At 71.0% G+C, this 13,473-nt stretch carries 13 protein-coding genes; 6 read left to right on the top strand and 7 right to left on the bottom strand.

Annotation, left to right across the window (positions count from 1 at the left end; all coding sequences use genetic code 11):
• Positions 1-4 precede the first annotated feature (4 nt).
• The 7 genes from ureC to ACH4U8_RS09625 all read right to left on the bottom strand — a co-directional run bounded on the left by ureC (position 5) and on the right by ACH4U8_RS09625 (position 5,906).
• Complete coding sequence (gene ureC / locus ACH4U8_RS09655) at positions 5-1,729, bottom strand: urease subunit alpha (RefSeq protein ID WP_395776588.1); 1,725 nt, start codon at positions 1,727-1,729, stop codon at positions 5-7.
• Positions 1,730-1,732: 3 nt separating this feature from the next.
• Positions 1,733-2,242, bottom strand: coding sequence for an urease subunit beta (locus ACH4U8_RS09650; protein ID WP_395776586.1), 510 nt, complete (start codon positions 2,240-2,242; stop codon positions 1,733-1,735).
• A complete protein-coding gene (locus ACH4U8_RS09645) occupies positions 2,239-3,141 on the bottom strand; it encodes a sirohydrochlorin chelatase (protein ID WP_395776584.1) in 903 nt (300 codons plus the stop codon). Before ACH4U8_RS09645 ends, ACH4U8_RS09650 begins: the two co-directional genes overlap by 4 nt.
• 4 nt (positions 3,142-3,145) lie before the next feature.
• Complete coding sequence (locus ACH4U8_RS09640) at positions 3,146-3,451, bottom strand: urease subunit gamma (protein WP_360316102.1); 306 nt, start codon at positions 3,449-3,451, stop codon at positions 3,146-3,148.
• On the bottom strand, positions 3,448-4,479 hold the full coding sequence (locus ACH4U8_RS09635; protein ID WP_395776583.1) for an urea transporter: 1,032 nt from the start codon (positions 4,477-4,479) through the stop codon (positions 3,448-3,450). The genes ACH4U8_RS09640 and ACH4U8_RS09635 overlap by 4 nt, the downstream gene beginning before the upstream one ends.
• Positions 4,480-4,705: 226 nt before the next feature.
• On the bottom strand, positions 4,706-5,158 hold the full coding sequence (locus ACH4U8_RS09630; RefSeq protein ID WP_395776582.1) for a hypothetical protein: 453 nt from the start codon (positions 5,156-5,158) through the stop codon (positions 4,706-4,708).
• Positions 5,159-5,354: 196 nt separating this feature from the next.
• The gene (locus ACH4U8_RS09625) at positions 5,355-5,906 is read right to left on the bottom strand and encodes a helix-turn-helix domain-containing protein (protein ID WP_395776580.1); all 552 of its coding nucleotides are present in this window, start codon (positions 5,904-5,906) and stop codon (positions 5,355-5,357) included.
• Positions 5,907-5,967: 61 nt separating this feature from the next.
• Between ACH4U8_RS09625 and ACH4U8_RS09620 the strand changes: the two genes are divergently transcribed.
• The 6 genes from ACH4U8_RS09620 (at position 5,968) to ACH4U8_RS09595 (ending at position 13,467) form a co-directional block, all read left to right on the top strand.
• Positions 5,968-6,909, top strand: coding sequence for an alpha/beta fold hydrolase (locus ACH4U8_RS09620; protein ID WP_395776578.1), 942 nt, complete (start codon positions 5,968-5,970; stop codon positions 6,907-6,909).
• Positions 6,910-7,060: 151 nt separating this feature from the next.
• Positions 7,061-8,671, top strand: coding sequence for an ABC transporter substrate-binding protein (locus tag ACH4U8_RS09615; RefSeq protein ID WP_395776576.1), 1,611 nt, complete (start codon positions 7,061-7,063; stop codon positions 8,669-8,671).
• Between the two features lie 302 nt (positions 8,672-8,973).
• On the top strand, positions 8,974-9,117 hold the full coding sequence (locus tag ACH4U8_RS09610) for a hypothetical protein (RefSeq protein ID WP_379988532.1): 144 nt from the start codon (positions 8,974-8,976) through the stop codon (positions 9,115-9,117).
• Positions 9,114-10,097, top strand: coding sequence for an ABC transporter permease (locus ACH4U8_RS09605; RefSeq protein WP_395776574.1), 984 nt, complete (start codon positions 9,114-9,116; stop codon positions 10,095-10,097). Before ACH4U8_RS09610 ends, ACH4U8_RS09605 begins: the two co-directional genes overlap by 4 nt.
• A 2-nt stretch (positions 10,098-10,099) precedes the next feature.
• A complete protein-coding gene (locus ACH4U8_RS09600) occupies positions 10,100-11,995 on the top strand; it encodes a dipeptide/oligopeptide/nickel ABC transporter permease/ATP-binding protein (RefSeq protein WP_395776572.1) in 1,896 nt (631 codons plus the stop codon).
• Positions 11,996-12,075: 80 nt separating this feature from the next.
• Positions 12,076-13,467 (top strand): serine hydrolase domain-containing protein, encoded by a 1,392-nt coding sequence (locus tag ACH4U8_RS09595; RefSeq protein WP_395776570.1) that lies wholly within the window; start codon positions 12,076-12,078, stop codon positions 13,465-13,467.
• Positions 13,468-13,473: the final 6 nt, after the last annotated feature.

Below are 13,473 nucleotides of genomic sequence, written 5' to 3'. Positions count from 1 at the left end.
GGCACTAGGCCAGGAAGAAGAGTTGATTCAACGGCAGTTCGGCCGCCGGCGCGATGGAGGCGACCTCGCCGTCGAGGGTGACCCGGTAGGTCTCGGGGTCCACCTCGATGTGTGGCAGGGCGTCGTTGCGGATCATGTTGTGCTTGCCGATGGTGCGGGTGCGGCACACCGGTTTGATCTGCCGCTTGAGGTCGAGCCGCTGCGGCACCTCGTTGTCGATGGCCGCGTTCGACATGAAGGTGACGTGGGTGGCCTGCAGGGCGCGACCGAGCCGGCCGAACATCGGCCGGTAGTACACCGGTTGCGGGGTCGGCAGGGACGCGTTGGGGTCGCCCATCCGGGCCCACGAGACGATGCCGCCCTTGATCACCATCTTGGGCTTGGCGCCGAAGGAGTGCATCGGCCACAGCACGATGTCGGCGAGTTTGCCCTTCTCGATCGACCCGACGTGATCGGAGATGCCGGTGGCGATGGCCGGGTTGATGGTGACCTTGGCCAGGTACCGCAACACGCGCCGGTTGTCGTTGCGCTCGCTGTCGCCCGCCAGTTTGCCGCGCTGGTCCTTGCAGTGGTGGGCGATCTGGAAGGCGCGGGTGACCGATTCGCCGACCCGGCCCATGGCCTGCGAGTCGGACGCGATGATGCTGATCACCCCGAAGTCGTGCAGCACGGTCTCGGCCGCGATCGTCTCGGCCCGCACCCGGCTGTCGGCGAAGGCGACGTCCTCGGGGATCTCGTGGCTCAGGTGGTGGCAGACCATCACCATGTCCAGGAGTTCGTCCACCGAGTTGCGGGTGTACGGCAGCGTCGGGTTGGTCGACGCGGGCAGTACGTTCGACTCGCCGGCGACCCGGATGATGTCGGGGGCGTGGCCGCCGCCCGCGCCCTCGCTGTGGAAGGTGTGGATGGTGCGGCCGTCGATCGCCGAACGGGTGTCCTCGAAGAACCCGCCCTCGTTGAGGGTGTCGGTGTGGATGGAGACCTGCACGTCGTAACGGTCGGCCACTTCAAGGGAGTTGCGCACGACGGCCGGGGTCGCGCCCCAGTCCTCGTGCACCTTCAGGCCGCACGCGCCCGCCTCGATCTGCTCGTTCAGTGCCTCGGGCAGGCTGCCGTTGCCCTTGCCGAGGATGCCGACGTTGACCGGCCAGTCCTCGACCGCCTGGAGGAAGCGGGAGATGTTGTACGGCCCCGGTGTGCACGTGGTGCCGTTGGTGCCGTCGGTGGGTCCGGTGCCGCCGCCGATCAGGGTGGTGATGCCGTTGCTCAGCGCGTTCTCCGCCTGCTGCGGCGCGATCAGGTGCACGTGGGTGTCGATCGCGCCGGGGGTGGCGATCAGGTGCTCGCCGGAGATGGCCTCGGTGCCCGGGCCGATCACCAGGTTCGGGTCGACCCGGTCCTGGGTCTGCGGATTGCCGGACTTGCCGATGCCGGCGATCATGCCGTTTCTGATGCCGATGTCGCACTTGACGATGCCCGCGATCGGGTCGATCAGCACGACGTTGGTGATCACCGTGTCCAGGGCGCCCTGGGCGGAGGTGGCCTGCGGGTCGGCGGACATGCCGTCGCGGAAGGACTTGCCACCGCCGTAGACGACTTCGTCGCCGTACTGGCCCTCGCTGAAGTCCTTTTCCACCTCGACCAGCAGATTGGTGTCCGCGAGGTGGAAGCGGTCGCCCACGGTCGGGCCGAACAGGTCCGCGTACTGTTTGCGTGTCAGGATGGGCATCGGTCAGGAACCCTTCTTCTTCTTGGCGGCGGGAGCCTTGCGGCCGGCCGCGGGAGCCTTGCGCCCGGCTCCGGGCTTCGCGGCACGGGTCTTCGCGGCAGCGGAGTCGACGGGGGCGGACTTCTTCGGGGACGCCACACCCTCGGCGCCTTCGAAGCCCAGCTCGATCGCCCTGCGCACCGCCTCCACCCGCACCGGGTGGGACGCGAGGCTGCCGTTGAGCAGTCCGCTGAAGCCGACGATGCGACCGGTGCCCGCGTACTCGCACAGTTCCACCTCGCGGGTGCCGCCGGGTTCGAGCCGAATCGACGTACCGGCGGCGATGTTCAGGTGCATGCCCAGGGTTCGGCCGCGGTCGAAGGACAGCGCCGAGTTGACCTCGAAGAAGTGGTAGTGCGAACCGATCTGCACGGCACGATCGCCGGTGTTGCGCACGGTGACCTTCAGTGTGCGACGACCGGCGTTGATCTCGATCGGGTCGTCGGCGTACAGGTATCTCGGACGGGGTTTCATGCGGTACTCCTGGTGTCGGCGGGCAACGGGAACTCCGCGCCCGGTGGCGGGGACGGGGCGGCTCCGGCGACCGGCGCGGTCGGGTCCGGGTGGGGGTGGAAGTGGCGGTGGACCCGGTGGTCGTGCCCGTGAGCGGACGGGTGGTCGTGGTCACCGCCGCGACCGTCGGGCCCGGGCCCGGGCCGGTGGCTGTGCGCGAGGCCGTGGTCGTGATCGGCGAGCAGGGCGCCGGTCAGGCCCGCGTCGCCGGCGTCGTACCGGGCCCACGCGGTGGCCACGCGCGCCGCGAGCACCTCCGCCAGCGCGGCCGGCGAAAGCAGCGGACCCGTCGACACCGCGCGCGGGATCGCCGCGACGTCCGGCGCGGCGAAGGCGGCCGGCAGCACCGCCACCCGCTCGGCGCCCAGCAGACGACAGCGACGCAGCCCCTCGACCGGATCGGGATCACCGCCGACGAAGGCGACCTCGACGACGCGATGCCCGCCGTGGCACCGGACCAGACTGGCCACGCGCGCCAACTCGGCGTCCTCGTACGGATCGCCGCCGGGCGCGGTGATCAACAGCGCCGCGTCCGCGGGGGCGCGCCGGGCCGCCGCCCGCAGCCACCCGACGAGGTGCACACAGGTCGCGAACGGCTCGGCCAACACGACGCGCGCACCGCGGCCGGGAGCGAGCGAGCGCAGCGTGCGCGCGGCGTGCGCGGCCAGGCCGGGTTGACGTCCGAGGGTCATCGGCACCACGCACACCCGCGCGCCCTCGCGCACGAGTTCGCCCACGCGGCGATACAGCGCGCGCCCACCGGCCACCGCGTCCACGCCGGGCGGCAGGATCGCGCGCAACGCACGTCCGGCGTCGGCCTCGTGCCCGCACACCGCGACGACCCGGTCCGAGCCGGCCACCGGCTCAACCGCCGATGGGGTCGTGGCACGAGACCAGCTTGGTGCCGTCCACGAACGTGGCCTCGACCTGTAGAAGTGGGAGCATCTCGCGTACGCCCGGCATCGCGACGTTCTTGCCGACGATGTGCCGACCCAGTTCCATGCAGTCGGCCACGGTCTTGCCGTCGCGGGCGCCCTCCAGGATCGCCTCGGTGATCAGCGCGACGGACTCGGCGTAATTGAGCCGCAGTCCGCGCTCGCGTCGTTTGCGGGCGAGATCGGCGACGACGTAGACGAGCAGTTTGTCGATCTCGCGAGGGGCCAGATTCATCGCGGGAGCCTTTCCGGAAGGGGGGATGGGCCGGGGACGGCGACGGGATCGCCCGAAGGCGCGGGCGCACGCGTGGGCCGAAGCCGGGGAAGCCCGGGCACGGCCGCCATCAGCACCCACGTGGTGAGGATGAAGGGCCACGTGAAGGTGTGGCCGCCGAAGGTCTTGAACAGCGTGGTGAGCGCGGCGGTCAGGCCGGTGGCCGCGGCGGCGCCGAAGAGCGCGTACAGGCCGTTCGGGACGGTCCCGGCCAGCAGGACCGCACCCACCGCGATCGCGACCAGGACCGCGTTGTATCCGTAGATGCCCTGGGCGATCAGCGTGTTCGGCGCTCCCAGCGCCCATGCGGTGAGGATGCCGACCATGCTGCCGAGGGCCGCGAATCCCACCACCCGCAGACCCGCGAAGGTCAGTCCCAGCAGCATGATCAGGCCGACCTGCCACTCCTGGACCAGGAAGATCTGCGAGACGTTCGAAAAGAACGCCCGCCGGATGTCGCCCCAGGTCAGCACGTCGACGCGCGCCGTGGTGTCGGCGAGCGCGGCCGGCGAACCGTGCCAGATGCGATCGAAGGACGGTGCGCCGAGCACCATCACGCCGGACACGAGACAAAAGGGCGCGGTGAGCGGCGTCAGTCCGTACGGGCCGAGCAGCGTCGTCAGGGCCGCCCCGAGCAGCGGGCAGAGGATCGCGCCGAGTACGGCGAGGAGGTAGGTCGAGGGATGGTTGCCCAGGTAGGTCACCAGCGCGATGCCGGTCAGACAGCCCGAATAGCCGTGCAGGCCCTGGGCGATGGCGCCGCGATCGACGCCAAGGACCGCGGCGGTCGCGGTCGAGACGGCGGTGCCGATGACCGCGAACAGCCCTACCGTCCAGTCCGCGACCCACAGGGCGGCCAGGAACAGGACTCCGGTGGCGACGGCGGGTTGCAGGTCCACCTGCCCGAAGCCGCGAATGAACGCGAGGAGAGCCGTCGACGCGGGCCGCACCGGCGTGAGCGGGCTCGGATGCGTGGCGGTCGACGGCATGTGTGCGGCTCCACGCATCGGATGGGACGACGATTCACGGCCACCCAATGCGGCCGGATGATCACATACTGTTACATATAGACCATGCCGCGAGTCCCTCATCGGATCGACGCGGCGAGTTGCTCCATCCACGTGTCGTGCCCCCGAACCCGAGTGGCGCGCGCCGATCGCGCCGGCGCGCCCTGCTGTCATGCGAGGCGTCGACGGCGCCACTTCACAGCCGACGTCAGCCTTCCGGACGGATCCCGTACTCGGCCAACCACCGGAGCAACTCGTCGCGGGAGGCTCGGACCAGGCGCCCGCCCGTGAAACGCACGTCGTCGGTGACCTCCGCCACGCATTCGCCGGGCGGCGCGAACGACCGCGCCTCCTCGTCAGTGCCGAACTCGGCTTCCGCGAGCACCAGGCCCCGAAGCCGGCCGTCGAAGACATCGACGCCCAAGGGGGGCACGGCGAAACGCGTCTTGCACAACACCGCGGCCGGCAGCGCGGCGAGCACGTCGTACTCGGCGGGCGACAGATACGTGTTCGTGATCAGGCCCTGGACGGCGCCGGGCCGACGGACGGGGACCTTCTGGGTGAGCTTGAACTCGCGGCGACCGTCCCCGAAGTGCACTCGCCGCAGCCGCAACCGAGTGCCGTGCACGTACCGGTCGGTGATGGCACGAATGGCGGTCACCGCCGACGGGTCCGGGGGGCCGGCCGCCAGGAACCGTCTCTCGCGCTCGACCCGCGAGTACTTGCCCGGGCGAACCGGCCTACCCTCGACCCCACTTGCCCCATCCGTCATGATGGACAGCTTCCCAGTCGTCGCTTGCTTCTCCGCCGCCGCGGCGGGAGAGCGAACCGGCCGGGCCGTCCGCCGGGTTCCGGCGCTACGCGCCCGACGCCTGCGGGGGTGGCGGCTCGCCGGGGAACAGGGTCAGGCTGAGCAGGTGGCGCGAGCGTTCCGGCGAGGGCTCGTTCTCGGCTTGGGCCATCAGCACGTCGCGCAAACCGTCGATCATCCGGAGCAGTTCCTCCCGGCTGAGCCACAGCGCGTGCTGGCGCAGGCTGATCAGGTCGCGAATGGGGTCCGCGCCCTCACGATCGAGGTAGACATTGAACTCCGCCTGCAGCGTCGCCATGGCCACCGCGAAGGTCCGGCGGTAGTCCTCGGTCGTCATCGACGCGGCCGTGTCGGCGTCGATCACCGTCTTGCCGCGGCACAACGTGTACCGGCGCTCGACCGCGCCGCGAATCCGCTCCTCGCCCTCCACCGCGAGGATGCCGCCGGCAACCAGTAGGCCGACGTGCCGGTAGACGGTGGCCTTCGACACGTCCGGCAGCAGGGCGCACAGGTCGGAGGTCGTTCGCGCCCGCCCGTCATACATGGCATGCACGATGCGCATCCGCGCGGGATGCAGAAACAGGTCGACCGTGTCCATGGACAAGACAATGCCACCGCCTATACCTTTCTCAAAACTGAGAACAGTGAGGATGCGAAGCATGTCCGACTCACCGCAAGCAATTCGCCCTCGCGCCGCGCTCTCCCAGCCCCCGCTGGGGCGTCGGTACACCGCCGGTGGCCGACGGCTGATGCTGCATCGCTCCGGCTCCGGGGGTCCGGCCGTGGTGTTCCTCCCGGGGGGCGGGATGGTCGGTCTGGACTACCTCAACATTCACGACCGGACGGCCGAGCGGACCACCTGCGTGCTCTACGACCGCGCCGGCACCGGTTGGAGCGACTCGGCCGAACTGCCGCGCTCCGCCGCCGAGGTCACGGACGAACTGCACGACCTGCTGCACGCCGCGGAGGTACCCGCCCCCTACGTGCTGGTGGGCCACTCGCTGGGCGGGGCCTACGCCCGCGTATTCGCGCAGCGCTTCCCCGCGCAGGTGGCGGGCCTGCTCCTGCTGGACCCCTCCCACGAGGACTTTCTCGCCCACGTGCCCGAGGAAGTGCGGGAATACGGGGAGCGGATGCGCCGGCAGATGGCTCAGCTGCGGCAGACGGAACCGCCGGACCCGACACCGGAACAACTCCGCCACGCCGTCGATCAGCTCGCCCCGATCTCGGGCAGGTGGCCGGAGTCCGTTCGCGAACCACTGATCGACCACCACATCGGTGCGTGGCGGACCAGCATCGACGAGGCGTGGAACCTCGACGGCGAGGTCGCCGACGAACTGCGGAGCGGTCCGGGCCTTCCGGATGTGCCCTTGATCGTGCTCACCGCGCTGGCGGAGGAGGCGGGCGAGGCCGAGCTCTGGCCCGCCGAAACGCTGCGCCGGTGCAGCGAGGTCAAGGCCGTGCTGCACGCGGAGTTGGCCGGTTCGGTCCGCAACGGCGAGCACCGGATCCTCGACGACGCGGGCCACGTCTGGCTGCACGAGCAACGCGCGGATGCCGTTCTCCAGGCCATCGACGATCTGCTCCGCGCGGCTCGGTAGCACTGCCATCGGCCAGGGGTCCCGGGCCACTTCCGGAACCGACACCCGCCGCACGGCACGCGGGATCCCGCCCGCCGAACCACTCGCGTCCCCCATCACCATTCCCCCGTCGACGGCGTTGCGCCGTCGGCCGCCCAGGAGGTCCCGCAGGATGACCACGTTCGATCCGATATCCGCGCAGTCGACCCGACCGCCCACCAGAACCACGTCCAGGATGGTGGCGATCACCGCCACGGTCTGTCTGACCGCCGCGGCGTGCGGCGGTGGCGGCAGCGGCAGCGGCCCCGGGGCCGACGGCGGCACCGTGACCATCGGCTTGGCGTCCGACCCGGGCACCCTCGATCCGTTGGGGACCGCGGGCTCGGCCGCCGGCGTGATGAACGTGTTCGCGTACGACGCGCTGGTGAACATCGCGGCCGACGGGCAGGTGGTCCCCGGGCTGGCGCGGTCCTGGCAGGTCGACGGCGCCAACCGGGTCGGCTTCGGCCTGCGCGAGGATGTGACGTGCGGCGACGGCACACCGCTGAAGGCGTCCGATGTCGCGAATGAGTTCAACCACATCGCCGACCCGAAGAACCAGTCGCCATTGCTGGGCTTGACCGTGCCCCGGAGCACGACCGCGAGCGGCGACGACACCACCCGCACGGTGACCCTGACCACGCAGGACCCCGCGCCGATGTTGCTGCGGATGGCCTCGATGGTCGCCATCGCGTGTCCCAAGGGCCTGAAGGCGCCGGGCACCCTCGCCCGCGCCTCGGACGGCACCGGCCCCTACGTGCTCTCCGAGGTCGTGCCGGGCGACCACTACACCTACGTCAAGCGCAAGGGCTACACGTGGGGCCCCGGCGGTGCGAGCAACGAGCAGTCCCCGAAGAAGGTGATCTTCAAGGTCGTCTCCAGCGAGACGACCGCGGCCAACCTGCTCCTGTCCGGCCGGCTCGACATCGCGCAGGTGATCGGCCCCGACCGGCAACGCCTGGAGGGTTCCGGCCTGAAGCCGCAGACCGTGAACGCGTTGCTCGGGCAGTTCATCTTCGCCGAGACCCCCGGGCACCCGACCGCCGACGAACGTGTGCGGCGGGCCCTGGTCCAGGCCCTCGATCTCCGCCAACTGGGCAGCGTCGCCACCGGCGGCGAGGGCACCCCGTCCAAGGGGCTCGGACTCGTCGAACCCAGGATGTGCCCCGGCGACAACATCGCCGGCAACCTGCCGGCACACGATCTCGCGCAGGCCGCAGCCGAGTTGACCGCTGCCGGCTGGACGAAGTCCGGCAACGGCTGGACCAAGGACGGCCGGGCCCTGGAAATCCGCTTCACCTACTCGGGCGGCGGTGAACAGACCACCGCCGCAGCGGAGTTGGCGGTCCAACAGTGGAAGGCGCTCGGCGTGAAGGTCGCCGTGACCACGTTCACCGCCACCACGCTCGCCTCGACCCTGGGCGGCGACGCCTGGGACGTCTCGTGGCCGCCGATCACCGCGGCCCTGCCCGACCAGCTCGTACCGTTCTTCAGTGGCCCCCGGCCGCCGGCGGGCATGAACTTCGGCGGGACGGACAATCCCGACCACCAGCGCCTGGTCGCCGCCGCGCGCGTCAAGCCGGACGCGGCCGGCTGCGCGGACTGGAGCGCCGCCGAGGTCGCGCTGTTCAAGCGCGTCGACGTCGTGCCCTTCGTGGACACCCGGGTGACCATGTTCGGCAAGGGCGTCACCTTCCGCCTCGACCGAGGGGCAATCGTCCCCACGGCGCTGCGCAAGAACTGACGATCCGTCGGCGCACGCTCGCGCGTGCCGTCACCTGCCCTCGCGTGGCTCGTGTGGAAGACCGCGCCCGCGCACCGATCGGGGCCCGCTCGTCGGGCGATCGAAGGGCCGTCGAGCCACGGCATCGTCATCCGCCGTGCCGGATGGGGCGGTTGCCCGACCACCGCCGGCGGGCCGGCACCGGCCGACGCCCGAATCCCGACCACCGCACCCGCCCATGTGGCGCCGGGACGACACCGCGCGCCCAGGCCCCGGGCCGCCGTGTCCCGCCGAGGCCGGTCCACCTCCAGCAAGGAATCCCCATGACACACACCACCCGGATCGCGGTGCCGGACATCGCCGACCGCAACGCTCCCGAGTCCGTGCTCGCACGGTACGTCGACGTCACGTGCGACCTCGCCGGAGTCGACGGCCCACCGACACCGTCGAGAAGGACCGCACGATGAGCACCGCGACCGCCCGCTTCGCCGATGCCCGGCGCAACCCGTGGGTGACGTTCACGATCCGCCGTGTCGGCCGACTGATGACGTCCCTCGCCCTTTTGGTCACCGCGTCGTTCGCGATGATCCACCTGGTGCCGGGCGACCCGGTACGCGCCGCGCTGGGCCTGTCGGCCTCGCCCGAGCTGGTCGAGGCACGCGAGCACGCGCTCGGCCTGGACCGGTCCCTGCCGGACCAGTTCCTGCACTTCCTCACCGGACTCTTCCAGGGCGACCTGGGCGAGTCGATCGGCACACAAATGCCGGTCGCCGACGTCATCGCCGACCGGCTGCCCTCGACCATGCAGATCGCCGCGATCGCGTTCGCCACCACCATCGTCGTGGCCATCCCGCTCGGCATGGCGGCCGGGATCCTCACCCGCCACGGCCGCCGCCGACGCCTCGAACTGACCTTCGTCGGCAGCACCGGAATGGTGGCCGTCTTCCCGGAGTTCCTGATCGCGGTGGGCCTCGTCGCGCTCTTCGGGGTCCAGCTCGACTGGTTCCCGGTGGCCCTGAAGGAGGGGCCCGCGTCGTACGTGTTGCCGGTACTGGCGCTCGCCATCGGCCCGGTGGCCGCGCTGTCGCGCATAGTGCGGGTCGAGACGCTGCGCGTGCTCGACGAGGACTACATGCGTACCGCCCGCGCCAAGCGGCTGCCCACCCGGATCCTGTATCTCCGGCACGCGCTGCCGAACCTGTTGACCTCATCGCTCACCCTCGGCGGGCTGATGCTCGCCGGGCTGCTGACCGGGACGGTCCTGGTGGAGAACGTCTTCGCGTGGCCGGGCCTGGGCATGACGATGGTCCAGGCGATCACCCAGAAGGACTATCCGCTGGTCCAGGGGGTCGTCCTCGTCTACGGCACGATCGCGCTGCTGATCAACTTCCTGGTCGACGTCCTCGTCGCCGTCGCCGACCCGAACTCCACGATCCGGGAGAGCTGATCATGTCGTTCACCCAACGCCTGCGCCGCACCCTGCGGACACCGCTGGGCATCGTCACGATGTTCGCCGTGCTCGTCCTGCTGACCGTCGCGATCATCGGGCCGATCTTCTGGCAGGACACCGCCGACCGCGTCGACACCACCGCGATCGGGCGGGGCGGCAGCGCCGAGCACTGGTTCGGCACCGATGCCCTGGGCCGGGACATCGCCGCGCGGATGGTCGTGGCGACCCGCCTCACCCTCGAACTGACCCTCGTCGCCACCGCGATCGGCACCGTAGGCGGGTTCGTGCTCGGCGCCCTGCCGACCGTCCTGGGCCCGCGCGCCGCCCGCCTGGTCACCGCCCTGGTCAACCTGCTCATCGCCTTCCCCACACTGCTGTTCGTGCTCTTCCTCGCCGTCGTCTTCGGCGTGGGCACGCACGGCGCGGTACTGGCGATCGGCATCGGCATCGTGCCGACCTTCGCCCGACTCGTCCAGAACCTGGCGGCCTCGGTGGCGGGTTCCGACTACGTGGCCGCGGCGCGCATCCTCGGGGTGGGTCGCTTCCGGCTGATCATGCGGCACATCCTGCCCAACATCGCCGAGCCGGTCGCGCTGTTCGTCTTCCAGGCCGGCGCGGGCATCCTCCTCGCCTTCTCCGGCCTGTCGTTCCTCGGCATGGGCGTGCAGCCGCCGGACTACGACTGGGGCCGACTGCTCAACGAGCAGCTCAACCGCGTCTACCTGCACCCGGAGTCGGCGGTGGGACCGGCGGTGGCGATCGTGCTGACCGGGCTCGCGTTCAACCTGGTGGGCGAGTCGGTGTCGCAGGCCAGTGGGCGGCGCGGGCTCCGGACCGCCGCCGACGAAGCTCCGGCGATGCCGTCGGACACCGCGCACGACCCGGCCGCCGGCCACCCCGCGGGCGAGGACCGGACCGGCCCCGCCGCACTGCTGGAGGTCGACCGGCTGCGGATCTCCTTCCCCGGCGGCCATCTCGCGGTGCGCGACGTGTCGTTGTCGATCGCACCCGGTGAGGCGGTCGGCATCGTCGGGGAGTCGGGCTCGGGCAAGAGCCTGACCGCGCTCGCCGTGGCGGGCCTGGTCCCCTACCCGGCGCGGGTCACCGCACGATCGATCACCTTCGACGGTGTCGACCCGACGGCCCGGGCCAGGCTCGGCACGTCGATCTCGATGGTCTTCCAGGACCCGATGGCCTCGCTCAACCCGGCGATGACGATCGGCAGGCAACTGTCCGAAGTCGCCGAGGTGCACCTCGGCCACAACCGGACCCAGGCCACGAAGCGGGCCGTGGACCGGTTGCGCGCGGTGCGCATCCCCGACCCCGAGCGGCGATCGGGCATGCGCCCGAGCGAGTTCTCCGGAGGCATGCGGCAGCGCACGATGATCGCCATGGGCCTGATGGGCGAGCCCCGACTCGTCATCGCCGACGAACCCACCACCGCGCTCGACGTGACGGTGCAGGCGCAGGTGCTCGCCGTGTTGCGGGACGTACGCGAGAAGTCGGGTGCGGCCGTGCTGATGATCTCGCACGACATCGCCGTCGTGTCCCAGGTCTGTGAGCGCGTATTGGTGATGTACGCCGGGCGGGTCGTCGAGGAGCTACCGACGGGTGACCTGGTGACCGGCACCGCGCATCCGTACACCCGTGCCCTGATCGGTGCCGTGCCCGACATGACGACCGACCGCGGGCTGCCGCTCGTCACCATCGCCGGACGCCCGCCGGGTCCCGGCGAGGACACCCCCGGTTGCCCCTTCGCGCCGCGCTGCGAACGGGCAACCGACCGCTGCCGCACGGACGAGCCGGTGCTGGAGCGGATCGACGCCGCGCGCCGGGTCGCCTGCTGGCACCCGGTCGGCACGGACGCCCGGGACCCGGCCGGCATCGAGGGCTGAACCGATCCCCCACGACCGCCCACCACTTCCCGATCGACCCCGGCGATGCGACACCACCCGCCACGACCCAGGAGATCCGCATGACCGACCGGACCACCCCCGCGAGCCCCCTCGACGCCGCCCACTGGCAGGCCCGCCTCGACGAGGCCGCCGCCCGACACGGCGTGCCGGGTGCCGGCCTGGGCATCTCGCACGGCGAGACCGTCATCGAGGCCGTCACCGGATTCGCCAACCTCGACGCAAGGATCGAGGCGACCACCGACACGCTCTTCCAGATCGGCTCGATCACCAAGGTGTGGACCGCGACCGTGGCGATGGGCCTGGTCGACGAAGGTCTCCTGAGCCTGGACCGGCCGGTCGTCGAGGTGCTGCCCGAACTGCGCCTGAGCGACCCCGATCTCACCCGGCGCGTCACGCTGCGGCACCTGCTGAGTCACACGAGCGGCATCGACGGCGACTTCTTCGTCGACACCGGCCGCGGCGACGACTGCCTGGAGAAGTACACCGAACGACTCGCCGAGGTCGGCGTGAACCACCCGCTGGGCGCCACCATGTCGTACTGCAACTCCGGGTTCAACCTGATCGGCCGCATCATCGAACGACTCACCGGCGACGGATGGGACCAGGCGATGCGCAAGCGCCTGTACGAGCCGCTCGGCCTCACCCACACCGTCACCCTGCCCGAGGACGCGCTGCGCTTTCGTACCGCGACCGGGCACTCCGGCCGGGGCGACGAGCAAAAGGGCGTCCCGCAGTGGGGCCTGGTCCGCAGCGCCGGTCCGGCCGGCCTGATCTGCTCGACCCCGCGTGAGGTCCTGGCCTTCACCCGACTGCACCTGAACGACGGCGTCACCGCCGACGGCACCCGCGTCCTGTCCGCCGACAGTGCCGAACTGATGCGCAGGAAGCAGATAGACCTGCCCAACGGCCACACCCTGGGCGACTCGTGGGGCCTCGGCTGGATCCTCATGGGCTGGGACGGGCATCGCCTGTACGGCCACGACGGCACCACCCTCGGCCAGTCCGCCTTCCTGCGCATCCTCCCCGACGCCGACCTGGCCGTGTGCCTGCTCACCAACGGCGGTGACAGCAAGGCCCTTTACGCCGACCTGTACGGCGAGATCGTCCACTCCCTCGCCGGTGTGACGATGCCCCCGCCGCTGGAGCCCGCCGCCGGCCCGCTGCCCGCCGACGTGGCCGAGCACCTCGGCGTGTACGAACGCGAGGCGGTCCGCATGGAGGTCGTCCGGCGGGACGACGCCCTCACCATGCGAACCACCGTCACCAACGGGCTCGCCATGGGCAGGCAGGAGGAGCCGGTGATCGAATCCGAACTGCGTCAGGTGGAAGGCGACGTGTACGTGACGCGCTTCCCCGGCCTGCGCGACTGGATGCCGGTGACGTTCTACCGGCTCGCCGACGGCTCCTCCTATCTGCACGCCGGCGTCCGGGCCACCCCGAAGGTGGGTTGACGCGGC

This window comes from Embleya sp. NPDC020886, assembly GCF_044333915.1.
In the GTDB taxonomy this organism is placed as follows: domain Bacteria; phylum Actinomycetota; class Actinomycetes; order Streptomycetales; family Streptomycetaceae; genus Embleya.
Note: the sequence above shows the minus strand (reverse complement) of the source record. Positions and strands in the feature narration are given on the sequence as shown.

What these genes read in the sequence shown, in the direction of transcription:
- ACH4U8_RS09595 (WP_395776570.1), top strand. Translation starts at nt 12,076, where the DNA reads ATGACCGACCGGACCACCCCCGCGAGCCCCCTCGACGCCGCCCACTGG.
- ureC (WP_395776588.1), bottom strand. Translation starts at nt 1,729, where the DNA reads ATGCCCATCCTGACACGCAAACAGTACGCGGACCTGTTCGGCCCGACC.
- ACH4U8_RS09650 (WP_395776586.1), bottom strand. Translation starts at nt 2,242, where the DNA reads ATGAAACCCCGTCCGAGATACCTGTACGCCGACGACCCGATCGAGATC.
- ACH4U8_RS09640 (WP_360316102.1), bottom strand. Translation starts at nt 3,451, where the DNA reads ATGAATCTGGCCCCTCGCGAGATCGACAAACTGCTCGTCTACGTCGTC.
- ACH4U8_RS09620 (WP_395776578.1), top strand. Translation starts at nt 5,968, where the DNA reads ATGTCCGACTCACCGCAAGCAATTCGCCCTCGCGCCGCGCTCTCCCAG.
- ACH4U8_RS09610 (WP_379988532.1), top strand. Translation starts at nt 8,974, where the DNA reads ATGACACACACCACCCGGATCGCGGTGCCGGACATCGCCGACCGCAAC.
- ACH4U8_RS09600 (WP_395776572.1), top strand. Translation starts at nt 10,100, where the DNA reads ATGTCGTTCACCCAACGCCTGCGCCGCACCCTGCGGACACCGCTGGGC.
- ACH4U8_RS09605 (WP_395776574.1), top strand. Translation starts at nt 9,114, where the DNA reads ATGAGCACCGCGACCGCCCGCTTCGCCGATGCCCGGCGCAACCCGTGG.
- ACH4U8_RS09615 (WP_395776576.1), top strand. Translation starts at nt 7,061, where the DNA reads ATGACCACGTTCGATCCGATATCCGCGCAGTCGACCCGACCGCCCACC.
- ACH4U8_RS09625 (WP_395776580.1), bottom strand. Translation starts at nt 5,906, where the DNA reads ATGGACACGGTCGACCTGTTTCTGCATCCCGCGCGGATGCGCATCGTG.
- ACH4U8_RS09635 (WP_395776583.1), bottom strand. Translation starts at nt 4,479, where the DNA reads ATGCCGTCGACCGCCACGCATCCGAGCCCGCTCACGCCGGTGCGGCCC.